This window comes from Pseudomonas yamanorum (assembly GCF_013386765.1).
Lineage (GTDB): Bacteria > Pseudomonadota > Gammaproteobacteria > Pseudomonadales > Pseudomonadaceae > Aquipseudomonas > Aquipseudomonas yamanorum_A.
On sequence record NZ_JACARE010000018.1, the window covers coordinates 503,024 to 527,314 of the forward strand.

22 protein-coding genes are annotated in these 24,291 nt (G+C 61.4%); 17 read left to right on the plus strand and 5 right to left on the minus strand.

Going from position 1 to position 24,291, the window contains the following annotated elements:
- Positions 1 to 71 precede the first annotated feature (71 nt).
- Positions 72 to 512: a DUF4399 domain-containing protein gene (locus HX875_RS15705; RefSeq protein WP_017139512.1), complete on the plus strand. Its 441-nt coding sequence runs from the start codon at positions 72 to 74 to the stop codon at positions 510 to 512.
- Positions 513 to 573: 61 nt separating this feature from the next.
- On the opposite strand, the gene serA is transcribed toward HX875_RS15705, so the two are convergent.
- Positions 574 to 1,803, minus strand: coding sequence for a phosphoglycerate dehydrogenase (serA, locus tag HX875_RS15710; RefSeq protein WP_003213846.1), 1,230 nt, complete (start codon positions 1,801 to 1,803; stop codon positions 574 to 576).
- A gap of 204 nt (positions 1,804 to 2,007) precedes the next feature.
- Here serA and HX875_RS15715 point away from each other — a divergent pair, with 204 nt between their 5' ends.
- The 4 genes from HX875_RS15715 (at position 2,008) to HX875_RS15730 (ending at position 6,282) form a co-directional block, all read left to right on the plus strand.
- Entirely contained in the window at positions 2,008 to 3,402 is a 1,395-nt protein-coding gene (locus HX875_RS15715; protein ID WP_010167808.1) for an FAD-binding oxidoreductase, read from the plus strand.
- Between the two features lie 22 nt (positions 3,403 to 3,424).
- The gene (locus HX875_RS15720; protein ID WP_177043831.1) at positions 3,425 to 4,090 is read left to right on the plus strand and encodes a fumarylacetoacetate hydrolase family protein; all 666 of its coding nucleotides are present in this window, start codon (positions 3,425 to 3,427) and stop codon (positions 4,088 to 4,090) included.
- Positions 4,091 to 4,327: 237 nt separating this feature from the next.
- Positions 4,328 to 5,257 carry an SdiA-regulated domain-containing protein gene (locus HX875_RS15725; RefSeq protein WP_177043832.1) on the plus strand — a complete coding sequence of 310 codons (930 nt, stop codon included), beginning with the start codon at positions 4,328 to 4,330 and terminating at the stop codon, positions 5,255 to 5,257.
- Positions 5,258 to 5,376: 119 nt separating this feature from the next.
- The gene (locus HX875_RS15730) at positions 5,377 to 6,282 is read left to right on the plus strand and encodes an SdiA-regulated domain-containing protein (protein WP_177043833.1); all 906 of its coding nucleotides are present in this window, start codon (positions 5,377 to 5,379) and stop codon (positions 6,280 to 6,282) included.
- 119 nt (positions 6,283 to 6,401) lie between these two features.
- On the opposite strand, the gene rpiA is transcribed toward HX875_RS15730, so the two are convergent.
- A complete protein-coding gene (gene rpiA / locus HX875_RS15735) occupies positions 6,402 to 7,073 on the minus strand; it encodes a ribose-5-phosphate isomerase RpiA (RefSeq protein ID WP_008438935.1) in 672 nt (223 codons plus the stop codon).
- Between the two features lie 136 nt (positions 7,074 to 7,209).
- On the opposite strand from rpiA, the gene ilvA reads away from it, so the two are divergent.
- Both ilvA and HX875_RS15745 read left to right on the plus strand, forming a co-directional pair.
- Positions 7,210 to 8,724: a threonine ammonia-lyase, biosynthetic gene (gene ilvA / locus HX875_RS15740; RefSeq protein ID WP_177043834.1), complete on the plus strand. Its 1,515-nt coding sequence runs from the start codon at positions 7,210 to 7,212 to the stop codon at positions 8,722 to 8,724.
- A gap of 40 nt (positions 8,725 to 8,764) precedes the next feature.
- On the plus strand, positions 8,765 to 9,178 hold the full coding sequence (locus HX875_RS15745) for a DUF2269 family protein (protein WP_076013032.1): 414 nt from the start codon (positions 8,765 to 8,767) through the stop codon (positions 9,176 to 9,178).
- 120 nt (positions 9,179 to 9,298) lie between these two features.
- Here HX875_RS15745 and HX875_RS15750 read toward each other — a convergent pair whose 3' ends face one another.
- Complete coding sequence (locus HX875_RS15750; RefSeq protein WP_177043835.1) at positions 9,299 to 9,955, minus strand: HAD family hydrolase; 657 nt, start codon at positions 9,953 to 9,955, stop codon at positions 9,299 to 9,301.
- A 143-nt stretch (positions 9,956 to 10,098) separates the two neighbouring features.
- Here HX875_RS15750 and HX875_RS15755 point away from each other — a divergent pair, with 143 nt between their 5' ends.
- Together HX875_RS15755 and ptsP are read left to right on the plus strand one after the other, a co-directional pair.
- Positions 10,099 to 10,578: an RNA pyrophosphohydrolase gene (locus HX875_RS15755; protein WP_003176750.1), complete on the plus strand. Its 480-nt coding sequence runs from the start codon at positions 10,099 to 10,101 to the stop codon at positions 10,576 to 10,578.
- Between the two features lie 22 nt (positions 10,579 to 10,600).
- Positions 10,601 to 12,880 carry a phosphoenolpyruvate--protein phosphotransferase gene (gene ptsP / locus HX875_RS15760; protein WP_010167790.1) on the plus strand — a complete coding sequence of 760 codons (2,280 nt, stop codon included), beginning with the start codon at positions 10,601 to 10,603 and terminating at the stop codon, positions 12,878 to 12,880.
- Positions 12,881 to 12,992: 112 nt separating this feature from the next.
- Here ptsP and HX875_RS15765 read toward each other — a convergent pair whose 3' ends face one another.
- Positions 12,993 to 13,739 (minus strand): NRDE family protein, encoded by a 747-nt coding sequence (locus HX875_RS15765; RefSeq protein ID WP_177043836.1) that lies wholly within the window; start codon positions 13,737 to 13,739, stop codon positions 12,993 to 12,995.
- An 89-nt stretch (positions 13,740 to 13,828) separates the two neighbouring features.
- On the opposite strand from HX875_RS15765, the gene HX875_RS15770 reads away from it, so the two are divergent.
- The 3 genes from HX875_RS15770 (at position 13,829) to HX875_RS15780 (ending at position 16,375) form a co-directional block, all read left to right on the plus strand.
- Positions 13,829 to 14,611 carry a sulfite exporter TauE/SafE family protein gene (locus HX875_RS15770; RefSeq protein ID WP_177043837.1) on the plus strand — a complete coding sequence of 261 codons (783 nt, stop codon included), beginning with the start codon at positions 13,829 to 13,831 and terminating at the stop codon, positions 14,609 to 14,611.
- Positions 14,612 to 14,677: 66 nt separating this feature from the next.
- Positions 14,678 to 15,490: a prolipoprotein diacylglyceryl transferase gene (lgt, locus tag HX875_RS15775; protein WP_010167785.1), complete on the plus strand. Its 813-nt coding sequence runs from the start codon at positions 14,678 to 14,680 to the stop codon at positions 15,488 to 15,490.
- A 51-nt stretch (positions 15,491 to 15,541) separates the two neighbouring features.
- The gene (locus HX875_RS15780; RefSeq protein ID WP_076013026.1) at positions 15,542 to 16,375 is read left to right on the plus strand and encodes a thymidylate synthase; all 834 of its coding nucleotides are present in this window, start codon (positions 15,542 to 15,544) and stop codon (positions 16,373 to 16,375) included.
- A 93-nt stretch (positions 16,376 to 16,468) separates the two neighbouring features.
- Here the strand turns inward: HX875_RS15780 and cadR are convergent, their stop codons facing one another.
- Complete coding sequence (gene cadR / locus HX875_RS15785; protein ID WP_017476559.1) at positions 16,469 to 16,918, minus strand: Cd(II)/Pb(II)-responsive transcriptional regulator; 450 nt, start codon at positions 16,916 to 16,918, stop codon at positions 16,469 to 16,471.
- 85 nt (positions 16,919 to 17,003) lie between these two features.
- Between cadR and HX875_RS15790 the strand changes: the two genes are divergently transcribed.
- The 5 genes from HX875_RS15790 to HX875_RS15810 all read left to right on the plus strand — a co-directional run bounded on the left by HX875_RS15790 (position 17,004) and on the right by HX875_RS15810 (position 24,223).
- On the plus strand, positions 17,004 to 19,274 hold the full coding sequence (locus HX875_RS15790) for a heavy metal translocating P-type ATPase (RefSeq protein WP_177043838.1): 2,271 nt from the start codon (positions 17,004 to 17,006) through the stop codon (positions 19,272 to 19,274).
- A gap of 16 nt (positions 19,275 to 19,290) precedes the next feature.
- Positions 19,291 to 20,154 (plus strand): LysR family transcriptional regulator, encoded by an 864-nt coding sequence (locus HX875_RS15795; protein WP_177043839.1) that lies wholly within the window; start codon positions 19,291 to 19,293, stop codon positions 20,152 to 20,154.
- Between the two features lie 229 nt (positions 20,155 to 20,383).
- Positions 20,384 to 21,448, plus strand: a complete 1,065-nt coding sequence (locus tag HX875_RS15800; protein ID WP_177043840.1) for a putative 2-aminoethylphosphonate ABC transporter ATP-binding protein — start codon at positions 20,384 to 20,386, stop codon at positions 21,446 to 21,448.
- A gap of 1 nt (position 21,449) precedes the next feature.
- The gene (locus HX875_RS15805) at positions 21,450 to 23,174 is read left to right on the plus strand and encodes a putative 2-aminoethylphosphonate ABC transporter permease subunit (RefSeq protein WP_177043841.1); all 1,725 of its coding nucleotides are present in this window, start codon (positions 21,450 to 21,452) and stop codon (positions 23,172 to 23,174) included.
- A 23-nt stretch (positions 23,175 to 23,197) separates the two neighbouring features.
- Entirely contained in the window at positions 23,198 to 24,223 is a 1,026-nt protein-coding gene (locus HX875_RS15810) for a putative 2-aminoethylphosphonate ABC transporter substrate-binding protein (protein WP_177043842.1), read from the plus strand.
- Positions 24,224 to 24,291 lie beyond the last annotated feature (68 nt).

The following is a 24,291-nucleotide window of genomic DNA, read 5'->3' on the forward strand; positions in this document are numbered from 1 at the left end:
GGTGTTGAGTGCCTTGGACAGCAATTTGTCGCGAAGTTGTCATAACCCTACAGATTAAACTGGAGAAGTGAATGAAAGCTCTTTTGTCTCGTGCAACCCTGGCCAGCCTGCTGCTGGGCGCTTCGATGCTGGCAACCGCCGCCGATGGCATCCCGCGTAGCGCGCCACCTGAAGGTGCCAAGGTGTTCATCGTGTCGCCGAAAGATGGCGCCACTGTCGACAAGACCTTCACCGTGAAATTCGGCATGGAAGGTCTGAAACTGGCACCGGCCACCAGCCAGGACCCGGGCACCGGCCACCACCACCTGCTGATCGACCAGAAAGAATTGCCTGACGCCAGCGTGCCGATCCCGGCCACCGACACCGTGATCCACTACGGCAAGGCCCAGACCGAAACCGAGCTGACCCTCACCCCGGGCAAGCACACCCTGCAACTGGTCGCCGGCGACAAACTGCACATGCAGTTCAACCCGACTGTAGCGTCAAAAGTCATCACGGTTAACGTCAAGTAAGATTTGTTCAGACAAAAAAAGGGAGACCCGAGGGTCTCCCTTTTTTGTGCGCGTTTAACGATTAGAACAACACGCGGCTACGGATAGTGCCGTTGATGTGTTGCAGCTTCTCTTGCGCCAGGTCCGAGTACTCGGCGTCTACGTCGATAACCACGTAGCCGACTTTCTCGTTGGTCTGCAGGAACTGACCGGAAATGTTGATGCCGTTTTCCGCGAAGACCTTGTTGATCTCCATCATCACGCCAGGGATGTTCTGGTGGATGTGCAGCAGACGGTGCTTGCCAGGGTGAGCCGGCAGGGCTACTTCCGGGAAGTTGACCGAGGACACCGACGTACCGTTGTCGCTGTACTTGACCAGTTTCTCCGACACTTCCAGGCCGATGTTGGCTTGGGCCTCAGCGGTGGAACCGCCGATGTGCGGGGTCAGGATCACGTTGTCCAGGCCACGCAGCGGGCTTTCGAAGATGTCGTCGTTAGAGCGCGGCTCTACCGGGAACACGTCGATGGCGGCGCCGATAAGGTGCTTGTCCTTGATCGCGTCGGCCAGGGCGTCCAGCTCGACCACGGTGCCGCGTGCAGCGTTGATCAGGATCCCGCCCTTCTTGATGGCGCGGATTTCCTTCTCGCCGATCATCCACTGGGTTTCAGCGGTTTCCGGTACGTGCAGGGTCACGATGTCGGACATGCCCAGCAGCTCGGTCAGGCTCGACACCTGGGTGGCGTTGCCCAATGGCAGCTTGGTCAGGGTGTCGTAGAAGAACACCTGCATCCCCAGGCCTTCGGCCAATACCGACAGTTGAGTGCCGATCGAGCCGTAACCGACGATACCCAGCTTCTTGCCGCGGATTTCGAAGGAGTTGGCTGCGCTCTTGATCCAGCCGCCACGGTGGCAGGAAGCGTTCTTCTCAGGAATGCCGCGCAACAGCAGGATCGCCTCGGCCAATACCAGCTCGGCTACGGAGCGGGTGTTGGAGTACGGTGCGTTGAACACCGCGATGCCGCGCTCGCGCGCTGCGTTGAGGTCGACCTGGTTGGTGCCGATGCAGAAACAGCCCACAGCCACCAGCTTCTTGGCGTGATCGAAGATCTCTTCGGTGAGCTGAGTGCGGGAGCGAATGCCGATAAAGTGCGCGTCGGCGATCTTTTCCTTGAGCTGGGCTTCCGGCAGAGAACTGGTGATGTACTCAATGCTGGTGTACCCGGCGGCCTTCAGGACTTCGACGGCCGATGGGTGGACGCCTTCCAGAAGAAGGAACTTGATCTTGCTCTTATCGAGAGAAGTCTTGCTCATCTGCGTAAACCTGTATCCCGGAGAAAAATGGCAGGGAATCGGATCGCTTAAGCTGACCCGGACGGCAGGAAAGCCGTCACCGCAGAACGCCCTTGGGCACTATCCTGCGGGGGCGGTATGCTAGCATACGTACCCCGCTAAACACCCATTCCTGCGACGTGAAGCGTTCTCAGGATGACCATGAATTGTTCGAGAGTTCTGTCGATGACCCATCCTGCCCTGATTGATGAGCTGAAGACCCTGGTTGAGCCTGGCAAGGTCCTGACCGATGCTGACTCCCTTGAGGCTTACGGCAAGGACTGGACCAAGCATTTCGCGCCGGCCCCGGTGGCCATCGTCTTCCCGAAGACCACCGAACAGGTGCAGGCCATCGTCCGTTGGGCCAATGAACACAAGGTGGCGCTGGTGCCGTCCGGTGGTCGTACCGGCTTGTCGGCCGCTGCGGTGGCGGCGAATGGCGAAGTGGTTGTGTCGTTCGACTATATGAACCAGATCCTCGACGTGAACCTCACCGACCGCACCGCCGTGTGCCAGCCGGGCGTGGTCACCAAGCAATTGCAGAACGTCGCTGAAGAAAAAGGCCTGTACTACCCGGTGGACTTCGCCTCGTCCGGTTCCAGCCAGATTGGCGGCAATATCGGCACCAATGCCGGCGGGATCAAGGTGATTCGCTACGGCATGACCCGTAACTGGGTGGCCGGCATGAAGGTCGTCACCGGCAAGGGCGACCTGCTGGAACTGAACAAAGACCTGATCAAGAACGCCACCGGCTACGACATGCGCCAACTGTTCATCGGCGCCGAAGGCACCCTGGGCTTTGTGGTGGAAGCCACCATGCGCCTGGACCGTGCGCCGAAAAACCTCACCGCCATGGTGCTCGGTACCACCGATTTCGACTCGATCATGCCGGTGCTGCACGCGTTCCAGAGCAAGCTGGACCTGACTGCCTTCGAGTTCTTCTCCGACAAGGCCCTGGCCAAAGTCCTCGGTCGCGGCGACGTACCGGCGCCGTTCGAGTCCGACTGCCCGTTCTACGCGCTGCTGGAATTTGAAGCCACCACCGAAGAAGTGGCCAACCAGGCCCTGGAAACCTTCGAACACTGCGTGGAGCAGGGCTGGGTGCTGGACGGCGTGATGAGCCAGAGCGAAACCCAGCTGCACAACCTGTGGAAGCTGCGCGAATACATCTCCGAGACCATTTCCCACTGGACGCCGTACAAGAACGACATTTCGGTAACTGTGTCGAAAGTGCCGGCATTCCTCAAGGAAATTGACGCGATCGTCGGCGAACACTACCCGGACTTCGAAATCGTCTGGTTCGGCCACATCGGTGACGGCAACCTGCACTTGAACATCCTCAAGCCGGAAAACCTGAGCAAGGACGAGTTCTTCGCCAAGTGCGCCACCGTCAACAAGTGGGTGTTCGAGACCGTGCAGAAGTACAACGGCTCGATCTCCGCCGAACACGGCGTGGGCATGACCAAGCGCGATTACCTGACCTACAGCCGTTCGCCGGTTGAAATTGAATACATGAAGGCAGTGAAAGCGGTGTTCGACCCTAACGGGATCATGAACCCGGGCAAGATTTTCGCTGTTTAACAGTCCCTGAAGGAGTCGGTCCATGAGCTACCAGCACAAGTATGTCGACGGCACCAATATTCACTTTCCCCTGGGGAAAGTGGTGTGCATCGGGCGTAACTACGCCGAACACGCCAAGGAACTGGATAACCCGGTACCTACCGAGCCGCTGCTGTTTATCAAGCCCGGCAGTTGCGTAGTGGCACTGGAAGGCGGTTTTGCCATTCCTACCGAGCGCGGTTCGGTGCATTACGAAGCGGAAATCGCGGTGTTGATCGGCAAGCCGTTGTCGGCCAAGCCGAGCCGCGAAGAAGTGCTGGATGCCATCTCCGGTTTCGCTCCGGCCCTGGACCTGACCCTGCGCGACAAGCAGGCCGAGCTGAAAGCCAAGGGCCTGCCGTGGGAAATCGCCAAGTCGTTTGATGGCGCGGCGGTGATTGCCCCGTTCGTCGTCGGCAGCACCTTCCCGGACGTGACCGACATCGGCATCCGCCTGACCATCAACGGCGAAGTGCGCCAGGATGGCAACAGCGCGATCATGCTCAACCCGATCATCCCGATGATCCAGTACATGGCCGGCTGCTTCTCGCTGCAGGCCGGGGATGTGATCCTTACGGGCACGCCGGTGGGCGTGGGCCCGCTGAATGTGGGTGATGAGCTGGTGCTGGAATTGCCGGGTGTGAGCCGCTTCGAAAGCAGCGTTCGCTAAGACACGGTCAAAAATGTGGGAGCCGGGCTTGCCCGCGATGACGGTGTGTCAGTCGCCTTGAATGTTGACTGACCCGCCGCCATCGCGGGCAAGCCCGGCTCCCACATTGTTTTGTGTTTGCCTGGAAATATCGGGTTTTGCATTTTTTTCACACCCCATCCGGATAATCCTCAGCCTCCTGCGCGCGGACCTTGTGATCCTGTGCTATCCCCTAAAGCTGACTTTCTGGAAAGCGTAATGGCCGTGCCCCTCCCTTCCGTAAAACCCACGTTGCGTTCCCGCCTCGCCATGCGCTGGTATTCCTGGTTGTTCCTGGCCGGTGCCATCATCTATGGCGTTGCCTGGGCGATGCACTGGGACGACCGTGGCTTGCTGTGGGTCGCAGAGCGCTTCGAAACCCCGAGCGAGCGCCTGCAAAGCGTCTGGCTCCCGGACTACCACGCGGTGATCGACGCCAAGCTGCTGCCCGGCATGGAGAAGGACGAAGCCTCGGACCTGACCTATAACCCGCAGACCAAGACCCTGTTCTCGGTGATGGGCAAGAACCCGTTCCTGGTTGAATTGACCCTGCAAGGCGACGTGCTGCGCAAGATGCCGCTGAACGGTTGGAACAACCCCGAAGGCGTGACCATGATGGAAAACGGCCTGATGGCCGTGGTCGACGAGCGTCAGCACAGCCTGACCCTCATCAAGGTCGACCCGCAGACCCAGCAGTTGAACAAAGCCGACTTCCCGTCCTACGACCTCGGCCCGTCGAAGGACCAGAACAAAGCCTTTGAAGCGGTCACCTGGGACAAGCGCAACCAGCAGCTGATCCTCGGCGAAGAGCGGCCGCCGGCCCTGTTCACCTGGAAAAGCGACGGCAGCCAGACCCTCACCGGTGACAAACAGAAGCTCGCCAATACCGAATTGGACATGCGCAACCTCTCGGCGCTCGCCGTCGACCCGCGTACCGGCCATCTGCTGGCGCTGTCGGCCGATTCCCACCTGCTGCTGGAGCTGGACGAGAAAGGTGAGCAAGTCAGCTTCATGACCCTGCTTGGCGGCTTCAATGGCTTGAAGAACACCATTCCCCGTGCCGAAGGCGTGACGATGGACGAGAACGGCACGCTGTACTTGGTCAGTGAACCCAACCTGTTCTATCGCTTCGAGAAGCAGGCGCAGTAGTTCGATTACGTCAGATTTTTCTCTATCTGCGGCATCCGCCACACACCCGGGGCGTTTAAGTTTAAATTCAGGCGACCGTGATATTCATTCGCCAGTTTTTACTTTGAGCCCCGCCTCCGATGCGCCGACTTGCACGCCCCAAACCTGCTTTTTTCATCCTGATCCTGATCGCCCTGGTGGCTGTCGGCGTGGTCGCCCAGCAATTGCGCCTGTTCGAACGTGCCTGGTTCAATTGGCAGACCTGGCGTCATCCTGCCGGCGAGCATTCCATTGGCCTGGGGGATTACCGGGTGACCCTGGAGGCGCAGGTGATCGACGGCCTCGACGATGATGTCTCGGCCCTGACCTTTGATCCGGCGCGCAACAGCCTGTTTACCGTCACCAACAAGAATGCCGAGCTGGTGGAGCTGTCCCTGGACGGCAAAATCCTGCGGCGCATTGCGCTGGTGGGGTTTGGCGATGCCGAGGCGGTGGAGTACATCAGCGACAACACCTATGTGATCAGTGATGAGCGCCAGCAGCGGCTGATCAAGGTCCATGTGGATGACGACACCCGGTTCCTGGACGCCGCGGATGCCGAGCAAATGACCCTCGGCGTGCACCTGGGTGGCAACAACGGTTTTGAAGGCCTGGCCTATGACTCGGTGGGCAAGCGCCTGTTTGTGGCCAAGGAGCGCGACCCGATGCTGATCTACGAGGTCCACGGCTTTCCCCATTTCAAACCGGAAAAAACCTACTCGGTGCACGTGATCAACAACCCCAAGCGCGATGCCGGGTTGTTTGTGCGCGACTTGTCGAGCCTGCAATACGATGAGCGCAGCGGCCATCTGCTGGCGCTGTCGGATGAGTCATTCCTGGTGCTGGAACTGGATATCGACGGTCGTCCCCTGAGCAGTCTGTCACTGCTCAAGGGGCGCCATGGCCTGAAGCAACGCGTGCCTCAGGCCGAAGGGATCGCCATGGACAACGACGGCACGTTGTACATGGTCAGTGAGCCCAATCTGTTTTACGTCTTCAAAAAATAAACCCGATCCCGGCCATGGCGAGGATCGAATGTGGGAGCTGGCTTGCCTGCGATGCAGACGACGCGGTTTTTCAGTAGTGCCGAGGCGATGCCATCGCAGGCAAGCCAGCTCCCACACTTTTATGCCTTGAGGGTTTTCACGCCTTCCGGGGTGCCCAACAGCAGTACGTCAGCCGGACGGGCGGCGAACAGGCCGTTGGTGACCACGCCGACGATGGCATTGATCTGACGCTCCAGCTCCACCGGGTTGGTGATCTGCATGTTGAACACGTCGATGATGATGTTGCCGTTGTCGGTCAGCACGCCTTCGCGGTACACCGGGTCGCCGCCCAGTTTCACCAGCTCGCGGGCCACGTGGCTGCGGGCCATCGGGATCACTTCCACCGGCAGCGGGAACGCGCCGAGTACCGGCACCAGTTTGCTGGCGTCGGCGATGCAGATGAAGGTCTTGGCCACGGCCGCGACGATCTTCTCGCGGGTCAGGGCTGCGCCGCCGCCCTTGATCAGGTTCAGGTGGGCGTCGCTTTCATCGGCGCCGTCGACGTAGAACTCCAGGTCGCTGACGGTGTTCAGCTCATACACCGGAATACCGTGGCCCTTGAGGCGCGCAGCGGTGGCTTCGGAACTGGCGACCGCGCCGTCGAACGCGCCCTTGTGCAGGGCCAACGCATCGATAAAGCAATTGGCGGTGGAACCGGTGCCGACACCGACGATGCTTTTATCGTCGAGTTTAGGAAGGATTAAATCGACGGCGGCCTGGGCCACTGCCTGTTTGAGTTGATCCTGGGTCATGCGGGCTCCGGAACGGGCGGGGAGTAAAGAGGGGCGCGAGTATAACCCAACAAAACCTCGGTTTTCGTGTGGTCGCCCGGCCAAACGCTGGGTTAGACTCCTTGGCCCTGCCCAACCCGCCCAGTGATGCTTTCCGATGCTTGAACAGTACGTCAAAAAGATCCTCACCTCGCGCGTTTACGACGTTGCCGTAGAAACCCCGCTGCAGACCGCCCGCCAGCTCTCCGAGCGCCTGGGCAACAAGGTCTGGCTCAAGCGCGAAGACTTGCAGCCGGTGTTCTCGTTCAAGATTCGCGGTGCCTACAACAAGCTGACCCAGCTGAGCGCCGAAGAACGTGCGCGCGGCGTGGTCACCGCCTCGGCGGGCAACCATGCCCAGGGCCTGGCCCTGGCGGCCAAGGTGCTGGGGGTCAAGGCCACCATCGTGATGCCTAAGACCACCCCCGAGATCAAGGTCGAAGGCGTGCGCTCCCGTGGCGGCAAAGTGGTGCTGCACGGGGATTCTTTCCCGGAGGCGTTGGCGTATTCGCTGAAGCTGGTCGACGAAAAAGGCTACGTCTACATTCACCCCTACGATGATCCGCACACCATTGCCGGGCAGGGCACCGTGGCGATGGAGATCCTGCGTCAGCACCCGGGGCCGCTGGACGCGATTTTCGTCCCGGTGGGCGGCGGCGGCCTGATCGCCGGTATCGCGGCGTACGTGAAGTACCTGCGGCCCGAAATCAAGATCATCGGCGTCGAGCCTGACGACTCCAACTGCCTGCAAGCCGCCATGGCCGTGGGCGAACGCGTGGTATTGCCGACCGTGGGCATCTTCGCCGACGGCGTGGCGGTGGCGCAGATCGGCCAGCACACCTTCGACATCTGCAAGGATTACGTGGACGAAGTGATCACCGTCAGCACCGATGAAATCTGCGCGGCGATCAAGGACATCTACGACGACACCCGTTCGATCACCGAGCCGGCCGGCGCCCTGGGCGTGGCGGGTATCAAGAAGTACGTCGAGACCCGTGGCATCACCGGGCAAACCCTGGTGGCCATCGATTCCGGGGCCAACGTCAACTTCGACCGCCTACGCCACGTGGCCGAGCGCGCCGAGCTGGGTGAAGGCCGCGAAGCCATCATCGCCGTGACCATCCCCGAGAAACCGGGCAGCTTCAAGGCCTTCTGCGAAGCCGTGGGCAAGCGCCAGATCACCGAATTCAACTACCGCTACCATTCCGGCCGTGAGGCGCACATTTTTGTCGGCGTGCAGACCCATCCGGAAAACGACCCGCGCAGCGCGCTGATCGCCAGCCTCACCAGCCAGGGTTTCCCGGTGCTGGACCTGACGGAAAACGAACTGGCCAAGCTGCACATCCGTCATATGGTCGGCGGCCATGCGGCGCACGTCAGCGATGAAGTGGTGTTTCGCTTTGAATTTCCGGAGCGTCCGGGTGCGCTGTTCAACTTTCTTAACAAATTGGGCGGGCGCTGGAACATCTCGATGTTCCATTATCGCAACCACGGCGCTGCCGACGGGCGCGTGGTGGCTGGCCTGCAAGTGCCGGCGGATGAGCGCCACCTGGTGCCTGCGGCGCTGGAGGCCATTGGCTACCCATACTGGGACGAAAGTGATAACCCGGCCTACCAGCTGTTCCTCGGTTGAGCGACTACGCTGACTGGGCGGCCTTCAAGGAATCGAGAACATGGAAACGCTGACCACCCTTAAAGTTATCCACATCGCGGCCACGGTGTTGCTGCTGCTCAGCGGCGTTGCGCTGGCGGTGCTGGCCTGGCGCAAGCGCAGTGCGGGGCCTGCCTATACCGTGCAGCGGCCATGGGTGTTTGTGTGGTTGTTGATGGGCATTTGCGTGGTGAGCATGCCGTTCACCGGCTGGTGGCTGGCGCATTTGATCGGCTGGCCGCTGGGGCAAACCTGGATTCTGGGCTCGAGTGTGATCTACACCGTGGCGGCGCTGAGCTGGTTCTGGCTGGTGGCGCGGCTTAATCGACTGCGGTTGGGCGGGGCGGGGAGTGTGAACTTCACCGTGGCGCTGGCGGTGGTGAGCCTGGTGGGGTTTGTGGCGATTGCCGGGTTGATGGGCGCCAAGCCGGTTTAAGGCTTGGGACCGAGTTGCCTTCATCGCGGGCAAGCCCGGCTCTCACATTGGACCCTGTTCACAAATCAAAATGTGTGAATACATTCAAGTGTGGGAGCTGGCTTGCCTGCGATGGCGTCCTCAGCCGCGCAGGCTAATCACCGGCCAGCCACGCTTCTGGGCTTCAGCCCGCAGATTCGGATCCGGATCCACCGCCACCGCGTGCGTCACCTGCTCCAGCAGCGGCAGGTCATTCATCGAGTCGCTGTAGAAGTAGCTGTCCTCCAGGTTGTACCCGGTCTCTTCCAGCCAACGATTCAAGCGCGTCACCTTGCCCTCGCGAAAGCACGGGATATCCGTACTGCGCCCGGTGTAACGGCCATCCTGCATCTCGCATTCCGTGGCAATCAGGGTCTCAACCCCCAGCCGCTCGGCAATCGGTGCGGTCACAAAGCGGTTGGTCGCGGTGATGATCACCAGCTTGTCGCCCGCCGCCCGATGCTTGGCCAGCAATTCAATCGCCTGTGGCAGCAGGATCGGCTCGATGCAGTCGCGCATGTAGTCGCGGTGCCATTCATCCAGCTGGGCCATCTCGGTGCGGCCGAGGATTTCCAGGCAGAAGTTCAGGTACTCGGCGTTATCCAGCTTGCCGGCCAGGTAATCCTGGTAGAACTCATCGTTGCGGGCCTTGTAGGCCACCGCGTCGAGAATCCCGCGTTCACAGAGGTAATCGCCCCAGGCGTGATCGCTGTCACCCCCCAAAAGCGTGTTGTCCAAGTCGAATAAAGCCAGGCGCATTGCAGTTACTCGCTGAAAAGTCTGTAAAAAGGCGTCCAGAATACGGTCTTTTCACAAGAGTGCACATAAGGTAAGCAGCCTCGTTGCCGCTGTATCAATCTTTGTGGAACAATGCGGTGACATGCGTTTGCGAGGTTGTTGCCGTGATCGACCCCGATGGTTTCCGTCCTAATGTCGGGATTATTCTTACGAATGATGCCGGACAGGTGCTATGGGCTCGCCGTATCAACCAAGATGCCTGGCAGTTTCCTCAAGGCGGAATCAACCCCGACGAAACCCCTGAAGACGCCTTGTACCGTGAGTTGAACGAAGAAGTAGGCCTGGAACGCGAAGATGTGCAAATTCTGGCCTGCACCCGAGGCTGGTTGCGCTATCGTTTGCCGCAACGTCTGGTGCGTACCCACAGCCAACCGCTGTGCATCGGCCAGAAACAGAAATGGTTTCTCCTGCGCCTGATCTCCAACGAGCAGCGGGTGCGGATGGATTTGACCGGTAAACCGGAGTTCGATGGCTGGCGCTGGGTCAGTTATTGGTATCCGTTGGGCCAGGTGGTGACATTCAAGCGCGAGGTTTATCGTCGCGCTCTTAAAGAGCTTGCCCCGCGCCTTTTAGCGCGCGACTGACGACGGAGTTCGACCCCGAGCCATGCTCAATACGCTGCGCAAGATCGTCCAGGAAGTTAACTCCGCCAAGGATCTCAAGGCGGCGTTGGGGATTATTGTGTTGCGCGTCAAGGAAGCCATGGGCAGCCAGGTCTGCTCGGTTTACCTGCTGGACCCCGAGACCAACCGTTTTGTCCTGATGGCCACCGAGGGCTTGAACAAGCGCTCCATCGGCAAGGTCAGCATGGCGCCCAATGAAGGTCTGGTGGGCCTGGTGGGGACGCGTGAAGAACCCCTGAACCTCGAAAACGCGGCCGACCACCCGCGTTATCGCTACTTTGCCGAAACCGGCGAAGAGCGCTACGCCTCGTTCCTCGGTGCGCCGATCATTCACCACCGCCGCGTTGTCGGCGTGTTGGTCATCCAGCAAAAAGAACGCCGCCAGTTCGACGAAGGCGAAGAAGCCTTCCTCGTGACCATGAGCGCGCAGCTCGCCGGGGTTATCGCCCACGCCGAGGCCACCGGCTCGATTCGCGGCCTGGGGCGCCAGGGCAAGGGCATCCAGGAAGCCAAGTTCGTCGGCGTACCGGGTTCGCCGGGTGCAGCCGTCGGTACCGCCGTGGTCATGCTGCCGCCGGCCGACCTGGACGTGGTGCCGGACAAGACCGTCACCGACATCGACGCTGAAATCATTCTGTTCAAGACCGCCCTCGAAGGCGTGCGCAATGACATGCGCACCCTGTCGACCAAGCTGGCCACCCAGTTGCGGCCTGAAGAGCGGGCGCTGTTCGACGTGTACCTGATGATGCTCGACGACGCGTCCCTGGGCAGCGAAGTCAAGGACGTGATCAAGACCGGCCAGTGGGCCCAGGGCGCGCTGCGCCAGGTGGTCACCGATCACGTCAACCGTTTCGAATTGATGGACGACGCCTATCTGCGCGAACGCGCCTCGGACGTGAAGGACCTCGGTCGCCGTCTGCTGGCCTACCTGCAGGAAGAGCGCTCGACCACGTTGGTGTACCCCGACAACACCATCCTGATCAGTGAAGAACTGACCGCCACGATGCTCGGCGAAGTGCCCGAAGGCAAACTGGTGGGACTGGTCTCAGTATTGGGTTCGGGCAACTCCCACGTCGCGATCCTGGCCCGGGCCATGGGCATTCCGACGGTGATGGGCCTGGTGGACCTGCCGTATTCCAAGGTCGACGGCATCGAAATGATCGTCGACGGCTATCACGGCGAGGTCTACACCAACCCCAGCGAAGTGCTGCGCAAGCAATACGCCGAAGTGGTGGAAGAGGAACGCCAGCTGTCCCAGGGCCTTGATGCCCTGCGGGAACTGCCGTGCGTGACCCTCGACGGCCACCGCGTACCGCTGCTGGTCAACACCGGCCTGCTGGCGGACGTGGCTCGGGCGCAACAGCGCGGCGCCGAAGGTGTAGGGCTGTACCGCACCGAAGTGCCGTTCATGATCAACCAGCGTTTTCCGAGTGAGAAGGAGCAGCTGGCGATTTATCGCGAGCAACTGTCCGCCTTCCATCCGTTACCGGTGACCATGCGCAGCCTGGACATTGGCGGCGACAAGTCACTGTCGTATTTCCCCATCAAGGAAGACAACCCCTTCCTTGGCTGGCGCGGCATTCGCGTTACCCTCGACCACCCTGAAATCTTCCTCGTCCAGACCCGCGCCATGCTCAAGGCCAGCGAAGGCCTGAACAACCTGCGCATTTTGCTGCCGATGATCTCCGGCACCCACGAGCTGGAAGAAGCCCTGCACCTGATCCACCGGGCCTGGGGCGAAGTGCGCGACGAAGGCGCCGACGTGCCGATGCCGCCGATTGGCGTGATGATCGAGATTCCGGCGGCGGTGTACCAGGCTAAAGAGCTGGCGCGGCAGGTGGACTTCCTGTCGGTGGGCTCCAACGACCTGACCCAGTACCTGCTGGCCGTGGACCGCAACAACCCGCGGGTGGCCGACCTTTACGACTACCTGCACCCGGCAGTGCTGCAAGCCTTGCAGAACGTGGTGCGCGACGCCCATGCCGAAGGCAAGCAAGTGAGTATCTGCGGCGAGATGGCCGGTGACCCGGCGGCGGCGGTGCTGTTGATGGCAATGGGCTTTGACAGCCTGTCGATGAACGCCACCAACTTGCCGAAGGTGAAATGGATGCTGCGCCAGATCAATTTGAGCCGGGCCAAGGAGCTGCTGGCGGAGTTGATGACCATCGACAACCCGCAAGTTATCCACAGCTCGCTGCAATTGGCGCTGAAGAACCTTGGGTTGGCGCGGATGATCAATCCGGCGTCTGCAAAAACCTTATAGATGGGTAACGCGTACGTAGCAGCTGTCGAGCCTTGGCGAGGCTGCGTCCGCGGTGTGTCAGGCACACCGCCAACGCAGCCTCGCCAAGGCTCGACAGCTGCTACGTGAGTAATTAGACCTTCAGTTCAACCTCACCCAGCTGGCCACCATACGGTCCAAAACTGCGCTCCACCATATGCCGCCTCCCGTCGGCATTCACAATCAGCGCCGTACTCGCCCGCGTCCCATAGCTGGGGCTGGCAATGAACACACTCGACAATAAACTCTCCGTCGCCAACCCCACGCCGGTGTCCGGCAGGTCGGCAAACGGTGCGGTTTGCGGGTCGCTCAAAATCCCCAGCAAGGCCTCAGGCTGCGGATCTTCCAATAAGGTCTCCAGCGCCGCCTTGGCCTTCACCAACTTCGGCCACGGTGTATCCAGCCCTGCATTGGATAACCCATAGACCCCCGCCACCAATTGAGTCGGCGCTGAATCCTTGGCGTTGTAATGCCACAGTTCATCCCGCGTTCCGACCAACAGGTTAAACCCGGCATATTCAATTGACCTGCCGTTAACATCGGCCAAATAGTCATCAATCGGCAGCGAACCACTGAGAAAGCGCGCTACCAACTCACCCCTGGACTTGCGCGCCGGCGGCTGGTGCGGATCCCGAATATTGGTCAGCGCCGCAAAGCGCCCATCTGCGCCAACCCCCAGCCAGGTCCCGCCCGCTTCCTGGTCGCGGCCCGCGTAAACATGAGGCACATCCAGCCATTGGGCCAACGGCAAGCTGGGCCGGGCATAAAATTCATCACGGTTGGCCGCGACGATCAGCGGCTGGGCGTGTCCCGGCCGCCAGGCGAAAACAATCAGGCACATAAGGCGATCCCTTTGTGTTTTGCCCACTCTACCCATAGAACCCTGTGCTTTGCATCCGTTAACATGCCGGTCTGTTTTCGGGGGCTGCCATGGAATTTCTGCTGTATTTGCTGCTGGGTTCCTGTGCGGGCATGCTCGCGGGGCTGTTCGGCGTGGGCGGCGGCATCATTATTGTGCCGGTGCTGGTGTTCAGTTTCACCTTGCAGGGCTTTGATCCCTCGGTGCTGACCCACCTGGCTGTGGGCACGTCCCTGGCGTCTATTATCTTCACGTCGGTGAATGCGGTGCGTGAGCATCACCGACGCGGCGCGGTGCGCTGGCCGATCTTCGTATGGATGGCCGTGGGCATCCTGCTGGGCGCAGGCGTCGGCGCGCTGACCGCCGAGGCGATCTCCGGGCCGCATCTACAGAAAATCATTGGTGTATTCGCCCTGGTGATCGCCGTGCAGATGACCCTGGAGCTCAAGCCCAAGGCCAGCCGCCAGGTGCCGGGCAAGCTGGGCCTGACGTTGGCGGGCGGGGTGATTGGCTGGTCGTCGGCGATTTTCGGTACGGGTGGCGGTTCGTTGACCGTGCCGTTCCTGACCTGGCGCAGCGTGCCGATGCAGCAGGCGGTGGCCACTTCATCGGCCTGCGGCTTGCCGATTGCCCTGGCCAGTGCGTTAAGTTTCATGATTCTGGGCTGGCATGATCCGCTGCTGCCCGATCATAGTCTCGGCTTTGTGTATTTGCCGGCGCTGCTGGGCATTGCCCTGACCAGCATGGTGGCCGCCCGTTTCGGCGCGCGCCTGGCGCACCGGTTGTCGCCGCGCTTGCTCAAGCGGCTGTTCGCCGGGCTGCTGTTTTGCGTAGGGCTGAATTTTTTGCTGTAACGCAGGCTTAATCGCGCACCGGCATGGTCCGATGCGCCATGACTATTGATTTAACGAGGAGTCGCAATGCTGCCTTACCCGCAGATCAACCCGGTGGCCGTGGCCATCGGTCCGCTGCAAATCCACTGGTACGGGTTGATGTACCTGATCGGCATCGGCGGTGCCTGGCTGCTGGCTTCCCGGCGCCTGAACCGTTTCGACCCGACCTGGACCAAGGAGAAGCTCTCCGACATGGTGTTCTGGATGTCGATGGGGGTCATCGTCGGCGGACGCCTGGGGTATGTGCTGTTCTACGACCTGCCAGCCTACATCGCCAACCCGACGCTGATCTTCGAGGTGTGGAAGGGCGGCATGGCGTTCCACGGCGGGTTTGTGGGCGTGATGATCGCCGCCTGGTGGTTTGGCCGGCGTAACGGCAAGTCGTTCTTCCAGCTGATGGACTTCGTCGCCCCGTTCGTGCCGATTGGCCTGGGTGCCGGGCGTATCGGCAACTTCATCAACGCCGAATTGTGGGGCAAGCCGAGCGATGTGCCGTGGGCCATGGTGTTCCCGCCGTTCAGCGACCCGGCGCAGTTGCCGCGGCACCCGTCGCAGCTCTACCAGTTCGCCCTGGAAGGGGTGGCGCTGTTCCTGATCCTTTATATCTTCTCGCGCAAGCCACGCCCAACCATGGCCGTGTCGGGCATGTTCGCGTTGTTCTACGGGATCTTCCGCTTTATCGTCGAGTTCGTCCGGGTCCCGGATGCGCAGTTGGGCTACCTGGCGTGGGGCTGGGTGACCATGGGTCAGATTCTCAGCCTGCCGATGATCATCGCCGGCCTGGGCCTGCTGTGGTGGGCTTACAATCGCCCCCAAGGCATCAAGAACACCGCGCTTTAAATTCGAACGCCGGGGCCCGAGGGTCCCGGCTTCAACGATACAGGTATACACATGAAGCAATATCTCGAACTACTGAACGATGTCGTGACCAATGGCCTGACCAAGGGCGACCGCACCGGCACCGGCACCAAGGCCGTGTTTGCCCGTCAGTTTCGGCATAGCTTGGCCGACGGCTTCCCGCTGCTGACCACCAAGAAGCTTCACTTCAAAAGCATCGCCAACGAATTGATCTGGATGTTGAGCGGCAACACCAACATCAAGTGGCTGAATGAAAACGGCGTAAAGATCTGGGACGAATGGGCCACCGAAGACGGCGACCTGGGCCCGGTGTACGGCGAGCAGTGGACCGCCTGGCCAACCAAGGACGGCGGCAAGATCAACCAGATCGACTACATGGTCGAGACGTTGAAGACCAACCCCAACAGCCGCCGCATCCTGTTCCACGGCTGGAACGTCGAGTACCTGCCGGACGAGACCAAGAGCCCTCAGCAGAACGCCCGCGACGGCAAGCAGGCCCTGCCGCCGTGCCACCTGCTGTACCAGGCGTTTGTGCATGACGGTCACCTGTCGATGCAGTTGTATATCCGCAGCTCCGACGTATTCCTCGGCCTGCCGTACAACACCGCGGCCCTGGCGTTGCTCACCCATATGCTGGCCCAGCAGTGCGACCTGATCCCTCACGAGATCATCGTCACCACGGGCGACACCCATGCGTACAGCAACCATATGGAACAGATCCAGACCCAGCTGGCGCGCACGCCGAAGAAGCTGCCGGAACTGGTGATCAAGCGCAAACCCGAGTCGATCTACGATTACAAATTCGAAGACTTTGAAATCGTGGGCTACGACGCCGACCCGAGCATCAAGGCTGATGTAGCGATCTGAGACCGCAGTGTCTGCATCGCAGGCAAGCCCGCTCCCACAGTTGAAATGCATTCCCCTGTGGGAGCGGGCTTGCCCGCGATGGCGCCACGCTTCTCAATGGCCGTGGCTCCTGCCCACATGCGAGGGCTCAGCCTCGCTGGCCGCGACACTCCCGCTGACTTCCAGCCGCTGCAAAATCCCGCACTGATCCAGATCCGGCCCGCCGCCACAGCGTTGGCGCAGGTCGAGCAACTGTTCCTGCAATGCCAGCAGCCCGTCGATCCGCGCCTTGACGTGGTGAATGTGCTCGTCGATCAATGCGTTCACGCTTTCGCACTGGTCCTGAGGGCTGTCCCGCAGGCCCAGCAGGCTGCGAATCTCCTCAAGCGTCATGTCCAGACTGCGGCAATTGCGGATAAACACCAGCCGTTCGGTGTGCGCCTGGGTGTACAGCCGGTAATTACCGTCACTGCGCGCAGGCGGCGGCAGCAGTCCTTCCTTCTCGTAATAACGGATGGTTTCCACCTGGCAATCCGTCAATTTTGCCAATTCGCCGATCTTCATCGCAGCAATCTCCAAAAGGGTGCTTGACCCTATAGTGGCTACAGGGTCTTTACTTGGCAACAGGCACCTTTACGGACGCGACAGAATGAGCGACTCCATCCACACCCCGCACAAGCACGACCATGATCATGACCACGCGCACGATCATGGCCCCAAGCTGCAACCTGTGCAGAAGCACGACCATGGCAGCCATGGTGATTCCTGCTGTTCCAGCAAGGCCGCGCCTGCGCTGGTGAAGCTGACCGAAGCCCCGACAGCGGGCTCGCGGCTGAGCACCTTCCGCATCGAAGCCATGGACTGCCCCACCGAACAGACGCTGATCCAGAACAAACTGGGCAAGCTCGCCGGCGTGCAGCAGCTGGAATTCAACCTGATTAACCGCATCCTCGGCGTGACCCACGACCTGCCGACTACTGCGCCGATTGTCGAGGCCATCAAGTCCCTGGGCATGCAGGCAGACCCCATCGAAGAAGGCGTGGCCCCGGCCGCACCGCCTGCGAAGAAACACTGGTGGCCGCTGGCTGTGTCCGGTGTCGGTGCCTTGGGCGCCGAAGTGCTGCACTTCACCAACGCCGCCCCGACGTGGGTGATTGCCCTGGTCGCATTGATCTCGATCTTCAGCGGCGGCCTCACTACCTATAAAAAGGGCTGGATCGCCCTGAAGAACCTCAACCTGAACATCAACGCCCTGATGAGCATCGCCGTGACCGGTGCGATCCTTATTGGCCAGTGGCCGGAAGCGGCGATGGTGATGTTCCTGTTCACCGTGGCCGAACTGATTGAGGCCAAATCCCTCGACCGCGCGCGCAATGCCATCAGCGGCTTGATGCAGATGACGCCGGAGCAGGCCACTGTGCGTCAGGCTGACGGCAGTTGGGTTGAACAAGACGTCAAAGTCATCGAACTGGGCGCCATCGTGCGGGTTCGTCCCGGCGAGCGTATTGGCCTGGATGGCGTAGTCACCTCCGGCCAGTCCGCCATCGACCAGGCGCCGATCACCGGCGAAAGCCTGCCGATTGAAAAGACCGTGGGCGACAAAGTCTTCGCGGGCACCATCAACCAGGCCGGTTCCCTGGAGTACAAAGTCACCGCCGCCGCCAACAACTCCACCCTGGCGCGGATCATCCACGCCGTGGAACAGGCCCAGGGCGCCCGCGCGCCGACGCAGCGGTTTGTCGACAGCTTCTCGAAAATCTACACCCCTGCAGTGTTCCTCTTTGCCTTGGGTGTGGCCCTGATTCCGCCACTGTTCATGGGCGGCGTCTGGTTCGACTGGATCTATCGCGCACTGGTGTTACTGGTGGTCGCGTGCCCTTGTGCGCTGGTGATTTCCACTCCGGTGACCATCGTGAGTGGCCTGGCTGCCGCGGCGCGCAAAGGCATCCTGATCAAAGGCGGCGTGTACCTGGAGGGTGGTTACAAGCTCGACTACCTGGCCCTCGACAAGACCGGCACCATCACCCACGGCAAGCCGGTGCAAACCGATTACCTGGCGCTGTTCCCGAACATGCAAGACAGTGCGCCGGCCCTGGCCGCCAGCCTGGCCGGGCGTTCCGATCACCCGGTGTCCCTGGCGATCGCCAACGCGGCTGTGGATAAGAATCTCAGCGTGCACACTGTGGATAACTTCGAGGCCCTGACCGGTCGCGGTGTGAAGGGCGAGATCAACGGCGAAGTCTATTACCTGGGCAACCACCGTCTGGTGGAAGAGCTGAACCTGTGCTCGCCGGCCCTGGAGAAGAAGCTCTTCGCCCTGGAAAAACAAGGCAAGTCCGTGGTCCTGTTGCTGGACAAGTCCGGCCCGCTGGCGCTGTTCGCCGTGGCCGACACCGTGAAGGACACCAGTCGCGAAGCCATCCAGCAGTTGCATGACCTGGGCATCAAGACCCTGATGCTTACCGGCGACAACACCCACACCGCCAAGGCGATCGCCGATCAGGTCGGCATCGACCAGGCCCAGGGCGACCTGTTGCCCACCGATAAACTGCAAGCCATCGAAGCGCTCTACGCCAAGGGCCACCGGGTCGGCATGGTCGGTGACGGCATCAACGACGCCCCGGCGCTGGCCCGTTCCGAGATCGGTTTTGCCATGGCGGCCGCCGGTACCGACACCGCCATCGAGACCGCCGACGTGGCGCTGATGGACGATGACCTGCGCAAGATTCCGGCATTCATTCGGCTGTCGCGGCAAACGTCGAGTATCCTCAAGCAGAACATCGCCCTGGCCCTGGTGATCAAGGCGATCTTCCTGGCGGTGACCTTCCTCGGAATGGCCACCATGTGGATGGCGGTGTTCGCCGACATGGGCGTGAGCCTGCTGGTGGTGTTCAATGGTCTGCGCCTGTTGCGCAAATAGTCGATGAGAGGATGGTGTGCTGAGTGCCGAGCTGAAGGCGTTTTACATGGTCGCCCGCCTGGGCAGTATTACCCAGGCGGCGAAAAAGCTCGGGCTGAGCCAGCCCACGGTGACCACCCAGATTCGTCACCTGGAAAGCCAGTACTCGGTAGAGTTGTTCTACCGCGGCGGGCGCCGCCTCACCGTCAGCGACGAAGGCGCGCGGCTGTTGCCGATGGTCAAGGCGCTGTTGCAGCAGGAAGCGGATATCGAGTTTTTCCTGCGCAACAGTGGCCAGGTGCAAGGCGCGTTGAGGATTGCCGCGACGGCGCCGTATTACATCCTCGACCTGGTCAAAACCTTCCGCGAGCGGCTGCCGCAGGTCGAGGTTTCGGTGGAAATCGGCAACTCCCAGCAAGTGCTGGAAGCGCTGGATGATTACCGCGTCGACGTCGCCGCCTCATCCCAGTTGCTTGAAGACCCGCGCCTGATTCGCCGGGTGCTGGGCATGGACCCGCTGGTGCTGGCGGTGCATCGCAACCATCCTCTGGCGGTGCTCGACCATGTACCGCTGACCGCGCTGGCCGGGCACACCTTGCTGATGCGCGAACCGGGCTCCACCACCCGCCGATTGACCGAAGAAATGCTGCAGGGTGCCGGCGTGAATTACGGGCCGCTGCTGGAGATCGGCAGCCGGGAATCGATCCGTGAGGCGGTGCTGCGCAATATCGGCATCAGCATCATTGCCCGTCAGGAAGTGCCCCACGACCCGCAATTGCGTGTGCTGACCATCGAGAATGCCCCGCAGATTCCTGAGTACTTGTACTGCCTCAAAGAGAGAAAGAGTGCGCGGTTGCCGGCGGCGTTTCTGGGGTTGGCGCAGGAAATGTCGCCGATCTGAAGGCGCCATCGCAGGCAAGCCAGCTCCCACAGTTGGAATGCATTTCGCTGGCCCGACTCGATCAACTGTGGGAGCCGGGCTTGCCCGCGATGGCGCCGGTCCAGGCAAAACCTTCCTCAAGCCCTACCCAAATCCACCAATACCACTATCGCCACGTTTTGCCTTTCTGCCACAAGAGGGACGCATTGCCTGCCTAGGATGAGCTTCATCAGTTTGATGAGGTGCCTCCATGAACACAGTCCTGAGCAACCCCGGCGCGCCAATGAAAGTGCGCGGTGTACAGAAACGCTTCGGCGCCTTCACCGCGCTGGATAACGTGTCCCTGGACGTCGCCGCCGGCGAACTGGTGTGCCTGCTGGGCCCGTCGGGCTGCGGCAAGACCACCTTGCTGCGCTGCATCGCAGGTCTGGAGCGTCAGGACAGCGGCGAGTTGTACCTCGGCGAACGCGACGTTTCCCTACTGGCACCCCAGGCGCGGGACTACGGCATCCTGTTCCAGTCCTACGCGCTGTTTCCCAATCTCACTGTCGAAGCAAACATCGGCTACGGCCTCACCGGCAGTGGTCGCGATGAAGTGCGCAAGCGCGTCGGGCAGATGCTGGAACTGGTGGGCCTGGTAGGCAGCGAAAAAAAATACCCCGGCCAACTCTCCGGCGGCCAGCAACAACGTGTAGCCCTGGCCCGCGCGTTGGCACCGGCGCCATCCTTGCTGCTGCTGGACGAACCCATGTCGGCCCTCGACGCCCGGGTGCGCGAGCATCTGTGCACCGAGCTGCGCCAGCTGCAACGCCGCCTGGGCATCACCACGTTGATGGTCACCCACAACCAGGACGAGGCCATGTTGATGGCCGACCGCATCGCCGTGATGAACAACGGCAAGGTCGAGCAATACGCCACGCCCCAGGAAATCTACGACCGCCCGGCCACGCCGTTCGTGGCCGAGTTTGTCGGCCAGGGCAACTGGCTGCCGTTCAGCCGCAACAGCGCCAGCCACGCCCAGGTCGGCGGGATGAATATGCGCCTGGCGGACAACGCAGGCGTTGCAAAGTCGGGCCGTCTGTTCTGCCGCCCGGAAGCCATCAGCGTCAACCCGCCGGTGCATGAAGAAAACCTGTTCCCGGCCAAGGTCCGCGAGATCACCTTCCTCGGCAACCGCTGCCGCATGAGCTTCGAGCTGGACCAACTGCCTGGCCATCCGCTGCTGGCCGAGCTGGCCCCGGAAGCCATGCCGCGCCTCGGCGCCCAGGACATCTGGGTCGCGCTGCCCCCGCGCAGCCTGCAGGTGTTTGCCTGAGATGGCCCGCGATATGACGCTGCCGATACCCGATAACGTGGCTCGACAGGTTTCCCGTGCCGACGTCGGCGACCGTATTTTTGTGGTCGGCGGCAAGCTGCTCTGGCTGTGCCTGTTGAGCGTTGCGGTGCTGATGCCGCTGGCGGCTATCTTCTGGCGCGGCTTCAGCAGTGAAGCCGGGCAGGGCGGCGGCCTGGTGGCCGCGCGGGAGTTGGTCACCAGCGATAACTTTCACTGGTTGCTGGGTAACAGCCTGAAAGTTTCCCTCAGCGTGGCGGCCATCGTCGTACCGCTGGCTTATCTGTTTGCCTACGCCCTGCAACGCACGTTGATTCCCGGCAAGGCGATCTGGCGCGGCATGTCGCTGCTGCCGTTGATGGCGCCGTCGATGCTGCCGGGGATCGCATTGGTCTACCTGTTCGGTAACCAGGGCATGCTGCGGGGGCTGCTGTCGGACAACATCTATGGTTTCTGGGGCATCGTGCTCGGTGAAGTGATCTACACCTTTCCCCATGCCTTGATGATTTTGTTGTCGGCGCTTTCCCTGGCGGATGCGCGATTGTTCGATGCCGCATCGAGCATGGGCGCCAGCCCGTCCCGGGCGTTTCGCAGCATCACCTGGCCCGCGACCCGCCAGGCGGTGTTCGCCGCGTTTTGCCTGGTGTTCACCCTGACCATCACTGACTTCGGCGTGCCCGTCGTCGTCGGTGGCGACTACCAGGTGCTGGCGCTGGAAGCCTACAAGGCCGTGGTCGGCCAGCAACAATTCGGCCGGGGCGCCTTGATCGGCATGGTCCTGCTGCTGCCGGCGCTGTTCAGCTTCGGTGTGGACGCCTGGTTGCGTCGCCGGCATGGCGACTCCATGAGCGGCCGCGCCCAGGTGTTCCAGCCGGCGCCGTCGAAGCTGCGGGATAGCTGCTACCTGGCCGTCGTCCTGCTGATCTGCGCGACCTTGCTGTTGGTGTTCGGCATGGCGGTCTATTCATCGCTGGTGAAATTCTGGCCCTACAACCTGTCGCTGTCGCTGGCCCACTACCAGTTCGAAGACACGGCCGGCGGCGGTTGGCTGGCCTATCGCAACAGCATCACCATGGCCCTGTGCACCGCGTTGATCGGCAGCGTGCTGATCTTCACCGGCGCCTACCTGATGGAAAAAACCCGCGGCCAGAAGGGCCTGAACCTGGCATTGCGCATGCTCAGCTTCGTGCCGATGGCGGTGCCGGGGTTGGTGCTGGGCCTGGGCTACGTGTTCTTTTTCAACCTCAATGGCAACCCGCTGCATGTGTTCTACGGAACCATGAGCTTGCTGGTGGTGTGCACCATTGCTCACTATTTGACCACCGCACAAATGACCGCCACTACGGCCTTGCGCCAACTGGATGCGGAGTTCGAAGCCGCCGCGCTGTCGCTGAAGGCGCCGCTGTACCGCCATTACTTGCGGGTCACCGTGCCGATCTGCCTGCCGGCGTTGCTGGACATCGTGCGCTACCTGTTCGTGTCGGCGATGACCACCGTTTCCGCCGCAATCTTCCTCTACAGCCCCGACACCATCCTCGCCGCCGTCGCCGTGCTGAACATGGACGACGCCGGCAACGTCGGCGGCGCGGCGGCCATGTCGACCCTGATTCTGTTCACCTCGGCGGGCGTGTCCCTGCTGCTGGCGTGGGCCTCACGCGGCTTGTTGCGCCGCTCCCAGGCCTGGCGCCAAACCGCGCCCGGCCAATAATTCACCCATAAAGGAACTGCACCATGTTCAAGCCCCTGGCGTTAGCCGCTGCTGTGCTCACTGCGTTCAGCCTGAATGCCTTTGCCGCCAAGACCGAGTTGACCGTGTACACGGCCCTCGAAGCCGAGCAATTGAAGACCTACAAACAGGCCTTCGAAAAGGTTAACCCGGACATCGAGATCAAATGGGTGCGCGACTCTACCGGCATCATCACCGCCAAGCTGCTGGCCGAAAAAGCTCGCCCGCAGGCTGATGTAGTGTGGGGCCTGGCGGCGTCCAGCCTGGCGATCCTCGACCAGCAAGGCATGCTGCAAAACTACGCACCGGCCGACTTGAGCAAGATCGGCGCGAACTACCGCGACGCCGCCAACCCGCCGGCCTGGGTCGGCATGGACGTGTGGGCCGCAACCATCTGCTTCAACACCGTCGAAGCTGAAAAGCAGGGCCTGAGCAAGCCGGTTAGCTGGCAGGACCTGACCAAGCCTGAGTACAAGGGCAAGATCGTCATGCCCAACCCGGCCTCGTCCGGCACCGGTTTCCTGGATGTGAGCGCCTGGTTGCAGACCTTCGGCGAAAAGCAGGGCTGGCAGTACATGGACGACCTGCACCAGAACATTGGCCAGTACGTTCACTCCGGTTCCAAGCCGTGCAAGCTGGCGGCATCGGGTGAATTCCCGATCGGCATTTCCTTCGAATACCCGGCCGTTCAACTGAAGCGCCAGGGTGCACCGCTGGACATCATCCTGCCGAAAGAAGGCCTGGGTTGGGACATCGAGGCTACCGCCGTGATCAAAGGCACCGCCCATGCGGACGCGGCACAGAAACTCGCCGACTTCTCCGCAAGCCCGGCGGCGATGGAGTTGTACAAGGAAAACTTCGCGGTCCTGGCCCAGCCGGGGATTGCCAAGCCGCAGACCGAATTGCCGGCTGACTACGAACAGCGGTTGATCAAGAACGACTTTGCCTGGGCCTCGAAAAACCGCGACAGCATCCTGACCGAATGGCGCAAGCGCTATGACGGTAAGTCGGAAAAGGTGGCCGGCCAGTAGGCATTTCGTTTGGGCTGATGGCCTCATCGCGGGCAAGCCCGGCTCCCACATTTTGGATTGTGAATACC

Excerpts from the sequence above, each read along its gene's own strand:
- HX875_RS15805 (WP_177043841.1), top strand. The coding sequence starts at position 21,450 with ATGGCCCGCGATATGACGCTGCCGATACCCGATAACGTGGCTCGACAG.
- HX875_RS15720 (WP_177043831.1), top strand. The coding sequence starts at position 3,425 with ATGAGCTACCAGCACAAGTATGTCGACGGCACCAATATTCACTTTCCC.
- HX875_RS15810 (WP_177043842.1), top strand. The coding sequence starts at position 23,198 with ATGTTCAAGCCCCTGGCGTTAGCCGCTGCTGTGCTCACTGCGTTCAGC.
- HX875_RS15725 (WP_177043832.1), top strand. The coding sequence starts at position 4,328 with ATGGCCGTGCCCCTCCCTTCCGTAAAACCCACGTTGCGTTCCCGCCTC.
- lgt (WP_010167785.1), top strand. The coding sequence starts at position 14,678 with ATGCTGCCTTACCCGCAGATCAACCCGGTGGCCGTGGCCATCGGTCCG.
- HX875_RS15790 (WP_177043838.1), top strand. The coding sequence starts at position 17,004 with ATGAGCGACTCCATCCACACCCCGCACAAGCACGACCATGATCATGAC.
- HX875_RS15745 (WP_076013032.1), top strand. The coding sequence starts at position 8,765 with ATGGAAACGCTGACCACCCTTAAAGTTATCCACATCGCGGCCACGGTG.
- serA (WP_003213846.1), bottom strand. The coding sequence starts at position 1,803 with ATGAGCAAGACTTCTCTCGATAAGAGCAAGATCAAGTTCCTTCTTCTG.
- HX875_RS15730 (WP_177043833.1), top strand. The coding sequence starts at position 5,377 with ATGCGCCGACTTGCACGCCCCAAACCTGCTTTTTTCATCCTGATCCTG.
- HX875_RS15770 (WP_177043837.1), top strand. The coding sequence starts at position 13,829 with ATGGAATTTCTGCTGTATTTGCTGCTGGGTTCCTGTGCGGGCATGCTC.
- rpiA (WP_008438935.1), bottom strand. The coding sequence starts at position 7,073 with ATGACCCAGGATCAACTCAAACAGGCAGTGGCCCAGGCCGCCGTCGAT.
- HX875_RS15800 (WP_177043840.1), top strand. The coding sequence starts at position 20,384 with ATGAACACAGTCCTGAGCAACCCCGGCGCGCCAATGAAAGTGCGCGGT.
- HX875_RS15750 (WP_177043835.1), bottom strand. The coding sequence starts at position 9,955 with ATGCGCCTGGCTTTATTCGACTTGGACAACACGCTTTTGGGGGGTGAC.
- HX875_RS15715 (WP_010167808.1), top strand. The coding sequence starts at position 2,008 with ATGACCCATCCTGCCCTGATTGATGAGCTGAAGACCCTGGTTGAGCCT.
- HX875_RS15780 (WP_076013026.1), top strand. The coding sequence starts at position 15,542 with ATGAAGCAATATCTCGAACTACTGAACGATGTCGTGACCAATGGCCTG.
- HX875_RS15705 (WP_017139512.1), top strand. The coding sequence starts at position 72 with ATGAAAGCTCTTTTGTCTCGTGCAACCCTGGCCAGCCTGCTGCTGGGC.
- ptsP (WP_010167790.1), top strand. The coding sequence starts at position 10,601 with ATGCTCAATACGCTGCGCAAGATCGTCCAGGAAGTTAACTCCGCCAAG.
- ilvA (WP_177043834.1), top strand. The coding sequence starts at position 7,210 with ATGCTTGAACAGTACGTCAAAAAGATCCTCACCTCGCGCGTTTACGAC.
- cadR (WP_017476559.1), bottom strand. The coding sequence starts at position 16,918 with ATGAAGATCGGCGAATTGGCAAAATTGACGGATTGCCAGGTGGAAACC.
- HX875_RS15765 (WP_177043836.1), bottom strand. The coding sequence starts at position 13,739 with ATGTGCCTGATTGTTTTCGCCTGGCGGCCGGGACACGCCCAGCCGCTG.